General features: G+C 57.5%; 15 protein-coding genes. 9 read left to right on the top strand and 6 right to left on the bottom strand.

All coding sequences use genetic code 11. The annotated features are described in order from the left end of the window. Positions 1-123 precede the first annotated feature (123 nt). From FXO11_RS14760 to FXO11_RS14770, 3 genes are all read left to right on the top strand, one after another. Complete coding sequence (locus FXO11_RS14760) at positions 124-1062, top strand: LysR family transcriptional regulator (protein WP_148863691.1); 939 nt, start codon at positions 124-126, stop codon at positions 1060-1062. Between the two features lie 94 nt (positions 1063-1156). After that, positions 1157-2200: a sodium:calcium antiporter gene (locus tag FXO11_RS14765; protein WP_148863692.1), complete on the top strand. Its 1044-nt coding sequence runs from the start codon at positions 1157-1159 to the stop codon at positions 2198-2200. Positions 2201-2283: 83 nt separating this feature from the next. Further along, on the top strand, positions 2284-3240 hold the full coding sequence (locus FXO11_RS14770; protein ID WP_148863693.1) for a hypothetical protein: 957 nt from the start codon (positions 2284-2286) through the stop codon (positions 3238-3240). A gap of 14 nt (positions 3241-3254) precedes the next feature. Here the strand turns inward: FXO11_RS14770 and FXO11_RS14775 are convergent, their stop codons facing one another. Further along, positions 3255-3521, bottom strand: coding sequence for a DksA/TraR family C4-type zinc finger protein (locus FXO11_RS14775; protein WP_148863694.1), 267 nt, complete (start codon positions 3519-3521; stop codon positions 3255-3257). Positions 3522-3811: 290 nt separating this feature from the next. Here FXO11_RS14775 and FXO11_RS14780 point away from each other — a divergent pair, with 290 nt between their 5' ends. After that, positions 3812-6265 carry a putative bifunctional diguanylate cyclase/phosphodiesterase gene (locus FXO11_RS14780; protein ID WP_148863695.1) on the top strand — a complete coding sequence of 818 codons (2454 nt, stop codon included), beginning with the start codon at positions 3812-3814 and terminating at the stop codon, positions 6263-6265. A gap of 87 nt (positions 6266-6352) precedes the next feature. After that, on the top strand, positions 6353-7729 hold the full coding sequence (locus FXO11_RS14785) for an NAD-dependent succinate-semialdehyde dehydrogenase (RefSeq protein WP_148863696.1): 1377 nt from the start codon (positions 6353-6355) through the stop codon (positions 7727-7729). A 111-nt stretch (positions 7730-7840) separates the two neighbouring features. Here FXO11_RS14785 and FXO11_RS14790 read toward each other — a convergent pair whose 3' ends face one another. Next, complete coding sequence (locus FXO11_RS14790; protein WP_148863697.1) at positions 7841-8884, bottom strand: hypothetical protein; 1044 nt, start codon at positions 8882-8884, stop codon at positions 7841-7843. Positions 8885-8982: 98 nt separating this feature from the next. Continuing rightward, positions 8983-9762 carry an SGNH/GDSL hydrolase family protein gene (locus tag FXO11_RS14795; protein WP_148863698.1) on the bottom strand — a complete coding sequence of 260 codons (780 nt, stop codon included), beginning with the start codon at positions 9760-9762 and terminating at the stop codon, positions 8983-8985. A gap of 203 nt (positions 9763-9965) precedes the next feature. Here FXO11_RS14795 and FXO11_RS14800 point away from each other — a divergent pair, with 203 nt between their 5' ends. Continuing rightward, positions 9966-10613 carry an HPP family protein gene (locus FXO11_RS14800; RefSeq protein ID WP_148863699.1) on the top strand — a complete coding sequence of 216 codons (648 nt, stop codon included), beginning with the start codon at positions 9966-9968 and terminating at the stop codon, positions 10611-10613. Between the two features lie 32 nt (positions 10614-10645). Here FXO11_RS14800 and FXO11_RS14805 read toward each other — a convergent pair whose 3' ends face one another. Together FXO11_RS14805 and FXO11_RS14810 are read right to left on the bottom strand one after the other, a co-directional pair. Further along, entirely contained in the window at positions 10646-11668 is a 1023-nt protein-coding gene (locus tag FXO11_RS14805; RefSeq protein ID WP_148863700.1) for a class I fructose-bisphosphate aldolase, read from the bottom strand. A gap of 280 nt (positions 11669-11948) precedes the next feature. Then, the gene (locus FXO11_RS14810; RefSeq protein WP_148863701.1) at positions 11949-12464 is read right to left on the bottom strand and encodes a GFA family protein; all 516 of its coding nucleotides are present in this window, start codon (positions 12462-12464) and stop codon (positions 11949-11951) included. Between the two features lie 714 nt (positions 12465-13178). Here FXO11_RS14810 and FXO11_RS14815 point away from each other — a divergent pair. Together FXO11_RS14815 and FXO11_RS14820 are read left to right on the top strand one after the other, a co-directional pair. After that, positions 13179-13610, top strand: coding sequence for a RidA family protein (locus FXO11_RS14815; protein ID WP_148864937.1), 432 nt, complete (start codon positions 13179-13181; stop codon positions 13608-13610). 161 nt (positions 13611-13771) lie between these two features. After that, positions 13772-14476, top strand: coding sequence for a pseudouridine synthase (locus FXO11_RS14820; RefSeq protein ID WP_148863702.1), 705 nt, complete (start codon positions 13772-13774; stop codon positions 14474-14476). Positions 14477-14496: 20 nt separating this feature from the next. On the opposite strand, the gene FXO11_RS14825 is transcribed toward FXO11_RS14820, so the two are convergent. Continuing rightward, entirely contained in the window at positions 14497-15234 is a 738-nt protein-coding gene (locus FXO11_RS14825) for a DUF72 domain-containing protein (protein WP_148863703.1), read from the bottom strand. A 224-nt stretch (positions 15235-15458) separates the two neighbouring features. Between FXO11_RS14825 and FXO11_RS14830 the strand changes: the two genes are divergently transcribed. Next, entirely contained in the window at positions 15459-18293 is a 2835-nt protein-coding gene (locus FXO11_RS14830; protein WP_148863704.1) for a mechanosensitive ion channel domain-containing protein, read from the top strand. The last annotated feature ends 252 nt before the right edge of the window (positions 18294-18545 follow it).

Below are 18545 nucleotides of genomic sequence, written 5' to 3' on the forward strand. Positions count from 1 at the left end.
CTGTTCGCCAGCCTTGAACGTCAGGTTGCATTGCCCACTTTGTTCAATCCATCGAAATAAACTACACTATGATTTCAATTTAATTGAACATAAGGTTTGTCAGGCAAAGCACGGAGCATCCCAATGAACGTCACCTCGCCAGCTCTGAACACGCGCGCCCTTCCCCTGCTGGAGAGTGACGTGCTGCGAACCTTCGTTGCCATTGCGGAAACCGCCAGCTTCAGCCGTGCCGCCAAGCAGGTGTTTCGTACCACCTCGGCGGTGAGCATGCAGATTAAGCGGCTGGAGGACATGCTCGGCAAACAGCTCTTTGTGCGGGAGGCACGGCGCGCCTCCCTGACGCCGGAGGGCGAAACGCTGTTGCGTTATAGCCGGCGCCTGTTGAAGCTCAACGAAGAGGCGGTCTCCGAATTCCTGCGGCCGTGCCTTAGCGGGACCGTCAAATTCGGCACGCCGGACGATATTGGCACGCGCATTCTTCCCAGCGTGCTGGCAGATTTCGCCCGCTCTCACCCGGCGGTACAGGTGGATGTGGTGGTCGGCAACAGCCAGAGCATGATGGAGCGCATCGAATCCGGGGAGATCGATCTGGCGCTGGTCACTGTCGGTAGCGAAGGACGAACCGGGCTGGGAACGGTGGTTCACACCGAGCCGCTGATTTGGGCCTACCGCGCCGGTGGTACGGCGATTGAACGCTCGCCTCTGCCGGTGGCCTTCGCCAGCCCCGGCTGCATTTGGCGAGCGACGGCCCTGGCTGCACTGGATCGAGCCGGCATCGCTTACCGGGTGGCCTACACCAGCGAACATTGCGCTGGCCAGCAAGCCGCCATGGAAGCGGATCTCGCTGTTGCCCCGTTCCCCCAAGGCTTGGTCCGCAAACCTATTCGCCAGGTTCCCGAGGCTGCTGGCCTCCCACCGCTGGGCCATTACCAAATCGAAATGCTGTCCGGTGGCCAGAGTGACAATGCCGTCGAGGCCCTGGCGGGGCATATCTCACGGGCGTTTACGGCATTACGGGGCGAGCAGGCGGTGTATTCGGATACCCCCGCGCAGCTTGCTTAACGGTTGTTGCCTGAGGCAGCCTTAAGGGGCCTTCGAGCATCAAGCCTGTAAACGGACTTTTTGGAGGCTCCCTGAACTTTGGGCGCGAGGACGCATGGAGATTCTGCTCTGGTTAGCGGTTGCGCTGACCGGCACGGCTATTATCTGGAAAGGCAGCGGCTTGCTGGAGACCTCCAGCGCACGGCTCGCGGCCTATTATTCCCTGCCGGAAATCGTCCAGGGCGCCGTTGTCGTCGCTGTGGGTTCCAGCTTCCCCGAACTCTCCACCACCGTCATTTCGACGCTGATACACGGCGAATTCGAACTGGGCGTGGCCGCCATCGTCGGTTCGGCACTGTTCAATATCCTGATTATTCCTGCCGCCGCCGGGCTGAGTACCCGCAAACAGTTAAAAGCCAACCGGGATCTGGTCTACAAAGAAGCCCAGTTCTACATGATCGCGGTCGCGGTGCTGACGCTGACCTTCGCCTTCGCCGCCATCTATTTCCCGGTGGAGAATGAAAACGCCATCGTTGGCGAGATCAACCGCTGGCTGGCTCTGATGCCCATCGCGCTCTATGGGCTCTATATCTTCGTGCAGTATCAGGACACGCTGGACCAGGGCGAGAAAGTCGATACCACGGGTATTTCCGCGCCAAAGGAATGGGGCAAACTGGGCCTGTCGCTGATCGTTATCGTGATCGGCGTGGAAGGTCTGGTGCGTGCCGCCATCAATTTCGGCGAGATTTTCAATACTCCCAGTTTCCTCTGGGGCATCACGGTCGTCGCTGCCGGCACTTCGATCCCCGACGCCTTTGTCTCGATCCGAGCGGCACGGGATGGCCGCGGCGTCACCAGCATCGCCAATGTGCTGGGTAGCAATACCTTCGACTTGCTGGTCTGTATCCCTGCGGGTGTGCTGATCGCCGGTACCACGGCAATCAACTTCTCCGTCGCCGCGCCGATGATGGCGGTGCTAACCGCAGCCACCATCCTGCTTTTCCTGCTGATGCGCACACACATGGTTCTTTCGCGGCCCGAGTCCGTTGTTCTTCTGGTGTTCTATCTGGTATTCGTGGTGTGGATCAGCGCGGAAAGCTTCGGCATCGTCGACTGGGTACCCGGCTTGCCGCCGGCGTCGCCCCAGGGCGCGCATTAATTTGACCCCTACATTCGCTTGCGAGACGCTAAACCGGTACCGCGAGCGATACGACACCCACAACGCAAAGGCAGGCGACGACCATGCAACTTGCGGATAGACAGCGACTGACACGCTACACTGCGGATATCGACACCTACACGCTTGCCATCATCACCGACGAGGACCACGCCTCACAGGTCGAACTCGATGATGGCCAGACCGCATGGCAATCCACATTACGCTACGACAGACTGACCCGCAGCCAGGATCCGCAAACGGGCCAGGTCCGTTATTCACTTGAAGAGATTCCGGCGGACCAAGGCGGCGAGCACCAGTTGATCAGCCTGATTGCCGAGGGTGGACGCGGCGCTGAATTTTCCGAACTGGTGATGTTCGGCGAGCGGCTGGTCACCTTCGACGATCGCACCGGCCTGGTATGCGAGATCCGCAACGACAATCAGCTGGTGCCGCGTCACATCCTCATGACCGGCAGCGGCGACGAACGGTTCAAGGGCTTTAAAAGCGAGTGGGCCACCTTGAAAGGCGACCGGTTGATCGTCGGCAGTCACGGTAAGAAACCCCAGGAGGAGTGGATTAAGGTGCTGGACCGCGACTACCGGCTCCAGAGTATCAACTGGCAGGACCAATACCAGCGCATCCGCGACGCCCTGGGGGTCGGAGCCGACGGCTACGTGATCCACGAGGCGGCCGAATGGCACCCCGACCGCAACGAGTGGCTATTCTTCCCGCGCAAGATTTCCAATACCCCCTTCGACGAACCTGTGGACGAACGGGAGAAAGGCACGAATACCCTGATTATCACCGACGACGAATTCAGCGATATCCGCACGATACAGGTGGGCGAGCGGGTACCGGAACGCGGCGTGTCATCCTTCAAACTCGTCCCCGGCAGACCCAATGAATGCATCGGCCTGAAAAGCGTAGAAATTGGCGATCGTACCGAAACCTACCTGTTCTGCTTCGATCTTGACGGTAATGTCCTGCAGGAAGATACCTTTCTTGGACACTACAAGTGTGAAGGCGTGGAAATTATCTAAGCAGCCTCTGCCAGCTAACGCAATTGGCTGTCCTTGCTGCCCCGGCGGTTGTAGCCGCTATGCGGTCCTGCGGACTTGTCGCGTTCGCTTTGGCATTGCACGCACAGGCGCACCCCGGGCAACGCTTTGCGGCGGGCCTCGGGAATGACCGCATCGCACTCTTCGCAATGCTCAAGGCTCTCGCCAGAAGGCAATTGGGCTCGCGCCCGCTGAAGTTCGTCTTCGACGGTGCTGTCGATCTGATCCTGAACCGCACCGTCCTTTGACCATCCGCCAGCCATGGGACTCTCCTGTATGCGTGTCGGTCATTCAATACTCCGCCCCCGGAAGGCCAGATTCAAGCCGGCTAAAACAATGTGAAATCTGTGGACTCATCCTACAAACACTGCATTTAGCGACTACAGTTGTAGATGAGCCGGACAGAGGTACAGGAGCCAGATAGAGGTACAGGAGCTGGATAGACCTCTCGCGAAAGAGTGAGGCAGTAACCTCTCAACAGCCAAACCAGCCAAAAAGAATAACGCTCTATCGGCGCTGAGCTGGATTGGGAGGTCACCGCAAGGAGGCAACAATGGGACGTGCCGAATCCGGTAGCAAGCAACGTCGACGTTTGAAAGTAGCCAGCCTGATCACCGGGCTGGTCGTTATCGTGCTTGCTGCTGTCGCGTTTACCGTTTCGGTGGTGCAAATCCAGTCGGCGATTGCGGCTTACGCCGGCGGCAACAGCGCGTGGTCACGGGCACAGGTCAGTGCCGTTTTACACCTGGATAGCTACGCCCGCACTGGCAGACCCGAGGAGCTGCAGGCCGCGAAAAGATGGCTTGAAATTCCATTGGGCGACATGGTCGCCCGGCGCGCCATGGAAGCGGAGTCGCTAAACGCTCAGGACGCCCGAGCGGGACTCATCCAGGGCCAAAACGATCCCCGCGATTTAACGCGCATGATCTGGCTGTTCCGGTATTTCTCCCAACTGGATCATTTTCAGAGGGCGGTCCAGGCCTGGCGCGAAACCGATCCCTACCTCCTTGAACTCCAGCAAATCACGCAATCGCTTGAAAGCCAATGGCAGTCGGGAACACCGAGTCCGGAGCGTATCGAAAACCTTCGAGGCCGCCTCAAGGCCATCAACGCCGAACTGGACACGCTGGCTCGGGAGTTTCGTGTGGCGATGGGCGAAGCCGCTCGCTGGACCACCACCATTCTCTCCCTCGCCAGCGTTGAATTCCTGGTTTTATTATCCGCCTTGGCCTGGATAATCGGACACCGGCTGGTCCGCATTCAGCGGACCCATGAGTTGAAATTCCGCGCAATTTTTGAGCAGACGGCGGTCGGCATTCTGCAAATTGCACCGGACGGCAGCATTCTGGAAGTGAACCAGGCCGCCAGCGAAGTGCTCCATCGCGATCGTTCGGAGTTGATCGACCTGCCCTTTTACCATTTGGTCCACCCGGAAGATTGGGCGCTGGATCGCCAGGAGCGCCTGGAGCTCCTGGACGGCCGAAGGGCAAGCGCCACTACCGAGTATCGGCTGCTCAAAGGCGACAACGAGCTACTCTGGGCCAGGCTGACAGCCTCTATGGTGTGGCACCAGGTCGGCACGTCGCCGTATATGATCGTCATGCTCGAGGATATTTCGGAATCCCGCAGGCTGGCTTACGAATTGAGCTTCCAGGCCACACACGATGAGCTGACCGGCCTGTTCAACCGGCGCGAATTCGAACACCGCCTGGCCACGACCCTCGGACGAGCCCGCAAGGACGCGTCGGTCCACGCGCTTTGCTTTATTGACCTCGACCAGTTCAAGGTGGTTAACGACACCTCCGGCCACACCGCCGGCGACCAGCTCCTACATCAAGTGTCGCAGCTCGCACGGTCCACTCTGCGCGACCACGATATCCTGGCACGCCTTGGTGGTGACGAATTCGGTGTCATCCTGGAGAACTGCAACCTTGATCAGGCTGCGATCGTGGCGGAAAAATTGCGTACTTCGCTCGAATCCATCGTATTCAGTTGGGAGGGCATCAACCACAGTATCGGCTGCAGCATTGGCGTGGTCGCTATTACCACGGATGCCCCGGATACCGGGGAGCTTATGCGGGCGGCGGATATTGCCTGCTACGTGGCCAAAAACGAAGGCCGTAACCGAGTTTACGTGTCTGAGCTAAACGACCGTCTGCAAGCGGTCCATCGTGGCGAAATGGCCTGGCTCAATCGCATTCAGGACGCCTTGCATGAGAACCGTTTCTACCTGGACGCACAATTGATCGTGCCCATCGACGGGACCTCCGCCCTGCCCCGCTATGAGGTATTGATCCGCCTGAAGGATACCGACGGCGAAACCGTGCCCCCCTCGGCTTTCTTGCCCGCAGCGGAACGTTATGGCGTGGTCAATAAAATTGATCGCTGGGTCATTGGCGAGGTTATCCGCCAGTTGTCACGGCACCCCGAACACCTCGAGCGCATCGAAGCCTGTCATGTAAACCTGTCCGGACGCACGTTCGATCAGGCAGATTTCGCCGACTTCGTGATTGACCTGATCCGCGAACACAAGCTTCCGGCCCATAAACTCTGTTTCGAGATCACCGAGACCGCTGCGGTACACAACCTGGTGGATGTGCAGACCTTTATGGTCCGCTTATCGAGAATGGGCTGCACCTTCGCTCTCGATGACTTCGGTACCGGCCTATCTTCCTTCAGTTACCTGCGCCAACTGCCGGTCGAATGTTTGAAAATCGATGGCTCCTTCGTTCGCCATATCGCCACCGATGAAAGCGACCGCGCCATTGTTCGAGCCATTCATGAAATTGGGCATACACTGCAAAAATGTACCATCGCCGAATTCGTCGAGAACGACGAGGCGGCCGCTATCCTGGGCGACATCGGCGTAGACTACCTACAGGGTTATGGTCTGCACCGGCCCTGCCGCTTCGACGAGCTTCTCGTCAACGCGCTGCCTGAAAACAAACACATTTCCCGACTGCGCAAGTGGACGCGGAGACAGGCGCGGGGTGTGGATAAACGGTAATCCCCTTGCTGTTGGTAAGTGTCGCTATTCACCCCCATGTATAGGAGACGACGCTTAATCATGGACCCAACCGCAAAGGAGAAGAGCATGAGCGATGTTTACCAGACGGTAAATCCTGCAAACGGCGAGCCCATCGAAAGCTATCAAATGATCAGCGACGATAAGGTGAGAACCCTGGTCGTCCAGGCACACGAAGCCTTTCTCGAATGGCGCAAAACCTCTTTCTCCGACAGGGGCGAGATACTGCGCAACATTGCCCGCATTCTCCGCGAGCGCAAGGATTCCCTCTGCGATCTGATGACCCAGGAAATGGGCAAGCCCATACGTCAAGGCGGTGACGAAGTGGAGTTGTGCGCCGCCATCTGCGAGTACACCGCGGATAACGGCGCCGACGAATTAGCCGATGAAAAGCGCCCGCTGGAGGGTGGCCATGCGTTAGTGACCTATCAGCCCCTTGGCGTTATTCTGGGCATTCAGCCGTGGAACTTTCCACTCTACCAAGTCGTTCGCTACAGCATCGCCAACATCATGGCGGGGAACACGGTCTTGCTAAAGCACGCCCCGAATGTGTGGGGGTCAGCGCTTGAGCTGGAAAAAATCTGTCGCGAGGCCGGCCTCCCCGAGAACGTCTTCACCGTCCTGCTTATCGATGCGAAACAGACCGCGCCAATCATCGAGCACGAGTATGTGCGCGGGGTAACGTTGACGGGCAGTCCCGGTGCCGGTAGCAAAGTCGCGGCGAAGGCTGGCGAATGTCTCAAAAAATCCGTGCTTGAGCTGGGTAGCAACGACGCGTACCTCGTCCTTGAAGACGCCGATATCGAAAAAGCGGTCAAGACCTGTGTTCAGGCCAGGGTTATCAATAATGGTGAAACCTGCGTGTCGGCCAAACGCTTCATCGTCGTCGATAAACACTACGAAGCGTTCCGGGACGCCATGGTCGATCAGATGCAGAAACTCAAATACGGGGACCCGACCGACCCCGAAAACGATATTGGTCCCATCGCCCGTGACGATCTGAGGGAGACCCTTCACAAGCTGGTCAGCGAATCCATCGAGAAAGGCGCAAAATGCCTGATCGGCGGCGAAGTACCGAGTGGGCCGGGCTATTTCTATCCGCCTACAGTGCTGGAAAACCTGAAACCCGGCATGCCCGCCTACGACGAGGAACTCTTCGGTCCCGTTGCATCCTTGATTCGGGTTAAAGACGACAACGAGGCGATCGAAGTCGCGAACGACTCACGGTATGGCTTGGGCGGCGGTATCTTCTCGAAGGATCAAGCCCGCGCCATCGATATCGCTCGAAACATGTTCGATACCGGCATGGTTAACATCAACGGCTATCGACTCGCTCAACCTCACCTGCCTTTCGGCGGTGTGAAGGACAGCGGCTATGGCCGGGAACATGGCGGCTTTGGCATGAAGGAATTCGTCAATGCCAAAACCGTAATGGTCATCGAGTAACTCGTGCCGTTCGAGGGCGCCGGCCTGGCGCCCTCAGTTCCTATCGACCGTTCCTATCGACAGTTCCTATCGACCGTTCCTACTGCCAGTTCCTATCGATAGTTTCTACCATCAGTTCCTACCAAAGTATCGCGGCCGCTCGTAGCGGAAGAAACCTTTCTCCTCCTCCAGCCGGATGGTCTTGGCTTCGTGCTGGAAATATTCATCCCGTAACTCGCCGAGTGCCTCGCTCAGAGCTTCGCCGTCAAGCTTTTCTGAGAACTGACGCCGTTCGGTCATATAGGCATGGCCGTTGTCCCAACGTTCGTTGCGACGCTGATCCTGTTCGGCCAGGCGTTGGACCTGCTCCTCCGAATAGCCCAACTGGCGCCGGGTAGCGTTGATCTGGGTCTGGCGGGCCTCCGGCGACATGTCTTTTAACTTCCCCTGGACCGAGTCCAGACCGAAGTAGACCTGGGCCACCGTGCTGCCATCAATCATCGCCGAGCGCGTGGCGCTATCGTAAGTTTCCTGTAAAGCGGACTGGAGCTGGAACAGGGTCTCGTCGAGAGAGTTAACGTCCGTATTGTTAAGGCGTTCCACGGTTTGCTGGAATTGCTGCTGCTTCCTGGACCACGCATTCCTCTCCTCCGCCCAAATTAGCTCGGCATCCTCGCCAAACAGCCCCACGCGCTTGCGCCAGAGCGTGCCGTTACGCTCCAGCATCGACATATCGTCAAGCGCCAGACGGTTGTCCTCCAGCCAACGTTTGTATTCGGCCATGCGCGTCACGGTATGCAGGATTTGCTCGGCGTAGTCCGGGAAGGCGGTTCGAATAGCCTGGACGAACAGCATTTCGCCGGTGTCCGGGTAGCGTGCCACGAGCTTCTCACGTAGCTCCAGCAGCAGCGCCTGCACCCGTTTTTCATGAATGGTTTCGCCGTAGTTCTCCAGCAACTGAATAGCCAACGCCTGCACCTGCCGATCCAAGGAGTCGGCAGACCCATCGGTCGTTCGGGACGTCCGGGAAAGAGGCGGATCGCGATCAACGGCGAGCTGCGACACCTCGGACCCGGTTTGATTGCCACGCCAGGTCTGGAACATCGGGGATGTCGTCACCGCTGCCGCCGTGCATGCCGCGACGACACCCACGCCGAGAAGAATGCGCTTGATCATAGTGGTGAAATCGACTTTAGGAAGAATGAGGCGGACGACAGCGCGCCGCCCGCCTGTTTGCGTTGATCAAACAATACAGCCGTGGCCAGACACCCTGCCTAAAGCAGCGGTTGCAGCTTGGGCCACACCAGATCCGCCAGCTTACGCGAACCGTTGGTATTGGGATGAATCCCATCGACAATGATGTCGGCGTCGTTGATCGTCGAACGGGGGTCTACGAACTGACAGCGCACCGCAGAGAAACTGCACGCCTGGGAAAGGCTCGTGTCACCGTAGTCGACCGCTTCTTCCATGCTATCGAGCAAGAAGATACCGTTCTTGGTGTAGTAATAGCCCAGGTAGATGACGTTATCGACGCCATCGGCATGCATGTCGTTCAGTAGATTGACCCCTTCTACATAGATATCGTCGATGAAATTCTTGCACTTACCGCTCAGGCGCCCGAACTGATACCACTGGGTTTTGCAGTTATAGGGATCGAGCGCGATGGCCGGAATGAGGATATCGTTGCCGCCGCCATCCATCACGATGGTGTCGATATCGGGATTATCCGCGCGCGCCGTGCGATATTGGTCCGCCACGGACGTGGCAAGCAGCCCACCGGTAAGCTCGGCGCCAGAGAGCGTGTATTGCCGGAAAGTCTGACCGGCTTTGTCTTCCAGGAAATCCTGGAGTTTACCGGAGAGCGCAAAAATCGAATCGCCGATCGTCACCACCCGGTCGTTATCGGCGTCGGTTACCCGCGGATTGCTCAACAAGCTACCGGCGCCGCCGCAACCGGTTAAAACCAGGGCGCACAGCAATGTTACCGGGAGTTTGAAGAATGCTTTTGGACGGAGTCTGGGCAGAAAGTGCCCCTTGCTTATCAGGTTTTTCATCGTCATTCCTTGTGCATAGTTGTTTGTTGTTGTTCAAGAACTGCACAAAAGACTGTACCAAGGCGAGTCATACGGCTATTGCGAACTGGTTAACAACTAGCCAGAGACGATGACGAAGATCAACTCCCCACTGTGACGCGTTTGCCTTCGCACCAAAACAGGGCGTATCGTTTGCGGCCGAAACGACAATGTGGACGTGATCAATGGGGATCAGGAACGAACGACTGCGCTGGCAGCTCGTATCCGGTGTACTTAAGGCACTTCATCTGGAACGGCTTTCACAGCGGTACAGTCACCGCGCCGTCATGGCAGGTTTCAGCTTCGTCAACGGTACCATCAGCATCGCGCTGATCTCGTTCGTCGCCTTAATGACGCAGGAGGCCTTCATTTTTCCCTCCCTGGGGGCTACGGCCTTTATTCTCTTCCACGTGCCGATGGCCGCTCCCGCATCGCCTCGCAATACACTATGCGGCCACCTGATCGGCGCCCTGATGGGCTACGCCAGCCTTTATCTGTTCGGTCTTGCGGACGCGCCCTCCGCCATGGCGTCTGGGGTCAGCCCCGAACGCATCGGGGCCGCTGCGGTTTCATTAGGCGCCACCGGTTTTTTCATGGTGTGGTGTAGGGTTCCTCACCCACCGGCAGGCGCAACGGCACTGATCGTGTCGCTTGGCCTCATGCCGCAGTTGCAACAGCTACCGCTACTTATGGCCGGTGTTGCCATGCTGCTGGTACAGGCCTTTACGCTGAATCGGCTCGCCGGCCTGCCCTATCCGCTGTGGCGTTCGGTAGAGGATGCCGATATGGGCCGCCCAGCGCCTGTCTCGCTCGGCACCGACGCCAACCGCTAAACGACCTTCCCAGACGAAAACTAGAAAGCGGCCTAGACCGCTTCCTCCTGCTGGGATTCGTAAACACCCCGGCGCGCCATGCTGTTGAGTTTGGCCCGTTTGAGGAAAGCCTGCTGCGCCTTCTCCAGGTTGCTGGTATCGCCACCCCATGCCTTCATGGCATGTTCCTGCAACGCGCGACCGTAGGACATGCTCAGGTGCCAGGGCGCCTTGTCGCGCAAATGATTGAGCGCATTGAGATTGGCGGTAGCCTCTTCCGACGTCTGGCCCCCGGAGAGAAAGTTGATGCTCGGCACAGCTGCCGGCACGGTGCGACGCAGGATCCTGAGCGTCATCTCCGCCACTTCTTCCGGTGAGGCTTTACCGGTTTCTTTACCCGGCGTGATCATGCTCGGTTTGAGGATCATATGCTCGAGCACCACGCCATGTTGATGCAGAGCGTGGAAGACCGAATGCCAGACCTGCTCGTTAACCTCGGCAGCGCGGTACATGCTGTGATCGCCGTCGATCAGCACTTCCGGCTCAACAATGGGCACGATACCTGCCGCCTGGCAAATCGCCGCGTAGCGGGCCAGCATTTCGGCATTGGCCGTGAGGCCAAGCGGGGTCGGATTATGATCGCTGATGGGATACACCTCGCGCCACTTGGCGAAACGTGCACCCTGGGCCTTATAGCCTTGCAGGCGGTCTTCAAGGCCGTCCAAGCCATAGGTGATCATGTCCCCCGGTGCGCCCGGTAACGGCGCTTTGCCCTTGTCCACTTTGATGCCGGGAATAACACCCTGGGAGGCGGCCAGCTCCGGCAGCGGCGTACCCTTATCGTCCTTCTGGCTCAGGGTTTCCTCGTAGAAGATCACGCCGCAGATGTAATTGCCCACCTCCGGTGTGGATAGCAACATGGAGCGATACCAGCGCCGATTTTCCTCGGTGGATTCCACACCCACCGCCTTAAGGCGCTTGGTCATGGTTCCTGTGCTTTCATCGGCAGCCAGGATGCCACGCTCGGAATCAATCATATCGTCGATGGTTTTCTGCAGCTCCGCGCTGTTTGACATGCTAAAGCCTCCTTGTGAGTCCACTGGTCACACGATACTTGCTGATTTAGCCACGCTGGGCAAGGGGCGGAGCCGGCTGTTAACGCTCCTGTCATGATTGATAGGCCTTCATCCAGTGCCGAATCTGCGGCTACTCGGCCCTTTGCGGACACCAAAACCGGTCGTCCCAGTGACGGCTTGTTTCGGCGAACGCCACGACCTCAAGGGCTGCATCGACAAGAATGAGAGGGATGAGGCGCCCTGGCGTCTTGCGCGGTAGATAGCTGCACTGCGCAAACGCCTAATCGTGGTTCGTTGTAAGACCCTGGGGATCCTCCAGGCCAAGCCGTTGGTGCCAGTCGGCCAGGGATTCGTCAGGATATCCCTCGAACACCTTGTCGTTCTCGCCGGCGTCGACCTTCACCCAATCGGGTTTCGAACCGATCATCAGGTGCGTCCGCTCCGGTGGCTGCGGTAAAGGCGTATCGATGGCCGACGCCATGGGATGGACCAGTTCGGGCCAGCGGGGATCCCACAACCACAGCGCGCTACCGCAGTTCTTGCAGAAGTGGCGCGCCGCCGGACTCTCTTCCATAGTGCCATTCTCGGCGTCGGAGATACGCGCGTGGTAGATGTTGATGTTCTCCTGCCCGTAGATATGCAGAGTGCCGTAGTCGGCGCTCAGATTAATGGCATAGCCCCCGCCGCCGGCGGTCTTGCGGCAAATGGTGCAATAGCACTGCATAAAGGGATAAGGATGGATCGATTCGACAAAGAAACGAACCGCGCCACAGTGACAAGATCCTTCGAGTTTCATGTCCTTCTCCAGAGTCACGGGTATTGAGTGAATTAACGAGCACCGTACTGACCGGGACTGCTAACGACCTCCGGAAATTCAGACGCTAAAGTGCTTATCTACTTTAACGCCGATGAGCAGAACTCATTCCTACGCTAACGCGTCAGCCGCGCTCTGAAAAGCAAACCATGTTAAGGCATATTTTTTCTCAGGATATGCTACATACAACCTGGCGGGATCATCTTAATCGGTGAAAGCCTGGTTGGCGGGGACTCATTAATGAAGACGGTGAACGCATTACCGATATTTATGTAATGCGTAACCCCAACAAGATGGATCATGTAGTGCACTGTTTGGTTAATTCGCTGACTTACTGCGAGCTTCTGAAGGCTTTGGGCAAGGCGCTGGTCTGCAGGTATGGTGATTCCATGTCAAAGAGCAGCAACGCAGATCCAAAGCCTTCAGAAGCTCGCCCGAAGGGAAACCCTGAGAATCTGGCTAGCGGCGTTGCGGCGACTCGGTGTGGAACCACCGCACCCTCGCCACCGCGCCTTGCTATCCAGATTCTCAGGGTCTCATTAAGTCAGCGAATTAACCAAACAGTGCACTAGGTCCTATCGTTCCAAAATCCGAGATAAATCTTGCAGGTGGCCATCAAAACGTAAGCGATGATGGTCGAGACAGAGGAGATGCTACCCGATGAGTGCGACTCAAACTCCAGATAAGGAAGCAACCATGACCCAGGACGGCCGTAAGCGTCTGACATTGGCCAACCCGGAAGGTCTTTACGATCCTTCCGAGAATGGCTATTCCCACGTGGCGGTGGTCGCACCCGACAGCCGACTCATCTACATCGCCGGCCAGGGCGGTGAGAACGCGCAGGGCGAACTGCCGGACGATTTCCACCTGCAAGTGCGCTGGGCTATCGCCAACCTAAAAATAGCCGCTAACGCCGCTGGTGCGGAATTGAAGGACATCGCCAAACTGACCGTGCTGATCGTGGATCATTCCGAAGAGCGGCTGCGCATTCTCACGGAAGAGCTAAATTCGGCCTGGGGATCGGAGATGAAACCGACTTGCACGCTGATTCCCGTACCCCGATTGGCGCTGGACGGGATGCTGTTTGAAGTCGAGGCCGTGGCAGTGGCGCCCGAACGGGAGTATTGAGCCGCTATCGCGTTCCATAGCACAGGCTACTGTAGCGGACGCTAAAAGGGATCTTGCAGTAGGTTTGCAGAATCCCATTTAGCAATGCCGGCTAAGCTCGTGCCGGAAGAAGATGCCACTTGAGTATGGCCTTCCGGCCGCGGCAACGATAATCTCCGGCGATGAGACTCGATCGCTTCATCTGCAAACGGACCCGGCACAGCTACAAGCACTCGCGCCTACTGGTTGCCAATGGCCATGTGTGCGTGGACGGTAAGACCGAATGCAACCCGGTCTACGAGGTGGGACGGTTCACCACGGTAGCGGTCGAGGGCGTCATTCTTCAGCAACGAACGCCGCATTATCTGATGCTGCACAAACCGGTCGGCTACCTGAGCGCCACTGAGGACCGTCAGCACCGCACCGTTCTCGACCTCGTAACGCCGGATCTACGACCGCATCTCCACATTGGCGGGAGACTCGACCGCAGCTCGTCGGGTTTGATCATCCTCACTAACGATGGCTTATGGTCACGACGCCTCACCGAACCTCGCGAGAAGATGCCGAAGACCTACCGCGTGCAGACCCTAAAACCGATCGGTGCGGACACGGCCAGGCGATTTGTAGAGGGCATCTACCTGGCCTACGAGAACCTGACCACCTCCCCGGCAGAGCTGGAGCACATCGATACGTGCGAAGCCCGGCTAACGATTTACGAAGGACGCTATCATCAAGTCAAACGGATGTTTGCCGCCGTCGGCAACCAAGTGACGGCACTGCACCGGGAGCGCATGGGCGACATTCGGCTCGACCGGGCTTTGGCGCCCGGTCAGTCGCGGCCATTGTCTGAAACTGAAATCGCATCGGTGTGGCAAAAGGGACTCTAAGAACCTAATAAGAAATCGCTTCAGTGCTGCTTGAGGGACGCCATCAACTTCTCCGCATCGTGGGGAGCGCACGCCTTTTCGTCGTTATCGAAATAGCAAAACACATCGCGGCCCTCATCGCGCCAACGGCTGATCTTGCGCGCGTACCCCGCCAGCGTCCGGCCATCGTACGCGCCGGTGTAGGCTGTTTCTTCCGGCCCGTGCAGGCGGATGTAGATAAAATCGGCCGTGGTCTCCTCCGGTGATTGGTATTGCTGGTAATCGTAGAAACACAGAGCAGCGTTGTACTGTTTCAACAACGCGTAGACTTCATCGCAGTGCCAGCTTTTATCGCGGAATTCAAATGTATAGCGGTGCCCCTTCGGGAGCTTTTGGAGAAAAGACGCCAGACGCTCGGTATTCACCCGCCAGTTAGGCGGCAATTGAAACAGGATCGGGCCGAGCTTTCTTTCCAATGGCTCCAGAGCGTGGAGGAGCTTGTCGATACCTTCGTCCGGGTCCTTCAATTTTTTCATGTGGGTGAGGTAGCGGCTGGCTTTGCAGGAAAACAGGAAGTGATCAGGGGCTTCGTCCCTCCAGCCTTTTGCCGTTTCCGGCTTGGGCAGGTTGTAGAAGCTGTTATTGACTTCCACCGTGGAGAAATGGCGAGCGTACTGGGGCAGCAACTCGCTCTTCTTCAAGCCGTCAGGGTAGAAGTCCCCGGCCCAGCTATCGAAGTTCCAGCCCGATGTACCGATATGAACCTGACCTTTGCTCATGATGCCTCCCTTATCAATCTCTCAATCGAATCCTTTGGAGGCGGTACGGCTCCATCCGCCGAACCTTCAGCCTACTGCGCCATGCCGCGACTTTAAACATCACAGGCTATTTCGCGAACTGTTATGAATGCTTTGTCATCTCTCATCAGGCATGCTTTCTGGTTAAACTTGTGGATTGTACGGGTAGGCTCGTTGCAGCCAAAAAAGCAAAAGGAAATGCACGCATGATGTTGTTGAGAAAGCAGAGACCTGTTGTCCTTACCACTGTTCCCACTGTTTTCATCATATCCTCCGTCTTCTCGCTACTTGCGTTGGCTCTGGCCATGCTCGGCGCGCAGTCGGTGCGTGCTGCAGAACAGCTTCTTCCACAGCAACAGCAACAGCAACAGCAACAGCAACAGCAACAGCAACAGCAACAGCAACAGCAACAGAACAGCGAACAGGCCCAGGATGGCGAAGGCAAACCGGAAGAGGAGCCTGCGCCAAAACCCGAATTGCCGGTGAACCCGGATATCGAAAGAGACGTCTCGGAACCGGTAGCCCTTGACTTGCCGTCGGCGTCTTCAGCGAGCATCCGCCAGCAGATTCAGTCTATACGGCGGTCGTTGGATCAACGTCAATCAGCGCTGGAAGAGAGCCAGGAGCGGCTCGCTTATGCGGAATCGTTGCGCACGCGACTTAACAACGAATATCAAAGCTTTCAGTTGAGGCTGGAGAGGGCCGGCCTGAACCTGACGGACGAGTATGCCAGCTTACTACGTCAGCGATTGGATCGACTCAAGCAGCAAAGCGTGGACGACAGTCTCATCGAAGGGATTCAACGAAAGCTTTCTGCAGCACGGGAAGAACAGCTTCGATTGGAGGAATTCGAAGCGATTCTCGACAATGACCCCGAGGTCAATCGCCAGCTCAGAGAAAAGCGGTCGGATCTACTGCGCCAGCTACACGAGTCCATCACTGGCCATATCGAAGTACTCAATGAGTACTTCACGACAGTCTTCGAGCTGAAACAACTCATCCAGACCTACCAGGACCTGCTGCAACAACGCCTGTTCTGGCTGCCCAGTGCCAAGCCGTTTGCCTTGGATACCTTCAACAACCTCTACCACGCCAGCGTATGGCTGGTATCGTCGTTCAAACCCAAAGCCCTCATCGACACAGTCAGAGCATCCATCGATGAGCGCGGCGCACGTATACTATTGATGCTGTTGGTGCTCGTCGCCGTCGTGGTAAAACGCAAGGCGATCAAGGCTAATATCATCGCCAATGCCGATAACGTCGGTAATGTGAGCAAGGATCGCTTTTCCTATAGCCTGATGGCCCTTGGAAACAGTCTGCTTCTCGTCGTGCCCGGCGTTCTGGCGCTATCGATCGTTTCTTTGTTGCTCATGGAGGGCAACACGTTCTTCAGCGCACTCTCCGACGGCTTTACCGCCGCGGCCTTTGTTCTGCTGCTGCTGAGCTTCGTCAACAAGGTCGCTCGCAGGGATGGACTGGGCGAGCGTCACTTTAAGTGGAATGCTCCAACGCTGCGCGTCGTCCGCCGCCAGATCCCCATCCTGCTGGCGGTGCTAGTCCCGGTCAGTGCCCTCTTGCCCACCATGGAAACGCCCCAAGGGACAGCTTATAGCGACAGTCTCGGGCGGGTCCTTTTCGCCATTGCGTCCATCGCGCTGGCCTTCTTCGCCCAACGGGTCATGAGTGCGACCCGGCGCCGCCGGGTCGATCAGAAAGTGCTTCGAGTCCTGCATTGGATTGCGGTGGCGACCCCCTTGCTGCTCGCCGCCTGTTCACTCTGGGGTTATCACTACACAGCGGTCCAGCTGGAAGGCAACATGTTTATCAGTATCTGCTGGATCGCCTTTACGATGCTGCTCTACTACCTCGGCCTAAGGGGGCTCTCAGTGCGTGAGCGCCGCTTGACGCTGGAGCGACTGCGAGAGCAGCGGGCCGCCGAACGCAAGCTGGCCGAAGCCAAAGAAGCGGCTGAAAATACCGGCGAAGGCCTGCCCCAGGCCTACGAAATGCCGGAAATGGACTTAAAGGATATCAGTCAGCAAAGCACCGCCCTGTTGCGTATTCTTGCTTTTGCCCTGGCTCTGACAGGTCTTTGGATGCTCTGGGAAGGTGTTATCCCGGCCCTGCAACTCTTCGACAACCTAACACTCTGGACGATTTCGACGGGTCTCGAGGGCAGCGAGCCCATTCCGATCACCATGGGCGATCTGCTGTTTGCGCTACTGGCCATTGCCGGCACGGTGCTGGCTGCCCGGAACCTGCCAGGCACCCTGGAGGTCATGGTGCTCAGCCGGATGAAGCTGGAACCGGGCACCGGCTACGCCATCACGACTATCGTCACTTATCTTATTGTGATCTTTGGGGTCTCTCTAGCCCTGGCGGTGATCGGTTTGCAGTGGTCCAAACTGCAATGGCTGGTGGCGGCCCTCGGTGTCGGCCTGGGCTTTGGTTTGCAGGAAATCGTGGCCAACTTTATCTCCGGCATCATCCTGTTATTCGAGCGGCCGATCCGCGTCGGCGACACAGTGACCATCGGTGGTGTCACCGGCACGGTATCCCGCATCCGTATTCGCGCCACCACCTTGGTGGACTGGGACCGCAAGGAACAGATTATCCCCAACAAGACGTTCGTCACCCAAGACCTGACCAACTGGACGCTGACCGATCAAATCGTGCGGGTGATCGTCCGTGTTGGCGTCGCTTATGGATCGGACATAGACAAAGTGCAGGAACTTCTCAGCCGGGTCGCGGAAAACAACCCCCGGGTCGTGGACGATCCCGCGCCGGCCGTATTCTGCGTGGCCCTGAGCGATAGCAGCATCAATTTCGAGGTACGGGTATTCATCGGCGATCTACTCGATTACATGCCGCTGGCGCACGAGCTACACGCCTCGATCACCCGGGAACTACGGGACGCCGGGTTCCAGATTCCATTCCCGCAAAGGGATATCCACGTTCGCAGCTGGATCGACTCGAACACCGACGAGGAAAAGGAAATTTCGGAGAATTCAGACACGACGCCGCCAGCCCCGGCGAGTTAAGGCTTTTTTATCAGCTGACGATTAATGCGGGTCGACGGGTTGTTCGTGGTCTAAGGGCTATCGGCAGCGAAAGTATTGCAATAGTTGCTGTTGGCGGCGCCTATTCGCGATCTTGGAAATAAGCATTCGCGGAATCGCTTATTTTTTTACGCCTGTCATCAGCGGATAATGCCGTTTTGTTAGTCTTCTAAGAAACCCGGTTTCGTCCGTTCGGGACGTCTCTGCGGCGCCTCTATTTTATTTTCTGCGACT

The sequence above is a fragment of the Marinobacter fonticola genome, from assembly GCF_008122265.1.
Lineage (GTDB): Bacteria > Pseudomonadota > Gammaproteobacteria > Pseudomonadales > Oleiphilaceae > Marinobacter_A > Marinobacter_A fonticola.